4 protein-coding genes are annotated in these 1,796 nt (G+C 32.7%); all 4 read left to right on the top strand.

Translation table 11 applies throughout. From position 1 onward, the window contains the following. The coding region (locus tag ACRDDY_RS19190) for a hypothetical protein (protein ID WP_438566517.1) at positions 1-323 on the top strand (323 nt) is incomplete at its 5' end. After that, positions 323-1,069 carry a hypothetical protein gene (locus tag ACRDDY_RS19185; protein WP_438566516.1) on the top strand — a complete coding sequence of 249 codons (747 nt, stop codon included), beginning with the start codon at positions 323-325 and terminating at the stop codon, positions 1,067-1,069. The genes ACRDDY_RS19190 and ACRDDY_RS19185, both read left to right, overlap by 1 nt. Positions 1,070-1,073: 4 nt before the next feature. Next, positions 1,074-1,352 carry a hypothetical protein gene (locus ACRDDY_RS19180; RefSeq protein WP_438566515.1) on the top strand — a complete coding sequence of 93 codons (279 nt, stop codon included), beginning with the start codon at positions 1,074-1,076 and terminating at the stop codon, positions 1,350-1,352. A gap of 38 nt (positions 1,353-1,390) precedes the next feature. Further along, positions 1,391-1,796, top strand: a 406-nt coding sequence (locus tag ACRDDY_RS19175) for a phage tail domain-containing protein (RefSeq protein WP_438566514.1), incomplete at its 3' end; no start/stop codon positions are given.

The following is a 1,796-nucleotide window of genomic DNA, read 5'->3' as shown; positions in this document are numbered from 1 at the left end:
ATAGTAGAAGAGAAAGGGAATTACAAAATTTAGGTACAGTAGATCCTTTTTTATTAACAAATGTTGATAATTTAATCCTTGATGAGTTTGATTCAAGTGATGTGTATAAACCAAAAGAACCTGATATTAAAGTTACATTAGTACATCAGAGTAATATAAGTTTTACATTGACCCATAAAGACTTTAAGAAGCTTAGAACACTAGGAGAAATAAGACCTTTAACATTAGGCGAATTAAGACCAAAAACTTTAGAACAAATAAGATTTGTAGAAGGAAGTAGACAAGTAGATATAAAAATTACATTAGTTAAGGAAGTGAAATAATGAGTAGAAAAACAACAAATTTAGATTTAACTTTAAGTGGACCAGATGATAGTGGTATGGATTATCAAACATATGAGTATTCTCAAAGTGGATACACAGGAAGCAATATGACAAAAATTGATGGGGCATTTGGTGCTCCATTAGGAACCTTAACAACTTCAAGTAAATCTATTGTCCCAGCTATTAACGAAGTTAAAACACTTGCTGGTGGTGATGTTAGAAATGCGTCTGACATAGGAGTATCTGATGCTAATAACCTTCCTATTGGGTGGTTCTCAGGCAACTTATCTAATTCACCAATCTCTGGAGAGTGGGCTACCTATCACACGTTTTATAAGCTTGGCGAATCATATAGAACCCAAATTGCATATGGCATAAACAATCCTTTTATATTCTTTAGGAATTTTATAAATGGTTCATATCAGCCCTGGGAACAACTAGCAACAACTGAAGTTGTAGAAACTCCATTAACCTTGCTAAGTGGCTTAGAGGGGTGGGCTAAAAAAGCAAAGTCCGTTGGTTCAGTGAATTTTGGAGGGACATTTTCTAGCACAACAAGTATTGCTCAGTACGAAAAATTATTTTATATTGATGAAATACCACTTGTTCAAAACTCATTGGTTAATCTTTCTGATTCTCAAGGAAGAAGTTATTTTTGTGTTGTAAAAAGTGACGGACTTGTTGAGACACAGGTGCAATTGCCACAGGGGACTTATTATATTTCAGCTACAATTATAGTGAGGTGATTATATGAAATTAGAAAAAATAAAAGAGTTGTTTTTGGTAAATGATCATGGAGTGTTCCCTCCAAACTACAAATACAAAGGCATAGACTATGAAATGATGTCATATATAGGTTTTGAAATCGTTAATTCAGCACAAGAGGTTTATGACGAGTGGCTGATTAACAAATATAAACCTACAACAATAACCCCTACAGACGCTGAGAAAATAATCACTTTAGAAAAAGAAAACAAACAGCTTTGGGATACAATTGAATATCTATTGAAAGTAGCAGAACAAATTTAGGGCTTTATGCCCTCTACATAGAAAAGGAGATGATTAATATGTTTAAAGCACTAGACTTTATGTTTGGAGATAGAATGTTATCAGAATATCAAGGTTGGTTTATTCAAACCATTTCTTCCACAACAACACAACAATCAGGTGGAGAAGTTAAAGTATATCAAGATTTTGTATATAGAAAACCTATTCCATATTTTCAAGGAGCAACATACCAAGGCAATAAAACTTTAAAGATAAGAATTGGAAAAACTACACAATTTAATGAATTTGAAGCAGATTCTATTAGATCATGGCTTGAGGGTGGCGTACAATATAAGCCTATTATATTCATACAAGACGATTTAGTTTACCTACACATGAATGTTATTATTCAAAAGGTTTCTATAGGATATGTTGGCAATCAACCAGCTTATTTAACATTAGATATGATTTGTGATAGTCCGTTTG

The organism is Clostridium sp., assembly GCF_051656525.1.
Classification (GTDB): Bacteria; Bacillota; Clostridia; order Clostridiales; family Clostridiaceae; genus Clostridium.
Note: the sequence above shows the minus strand (reverse complement) of the source record. Positions and strands in the feature narration are given on the sequence as shown.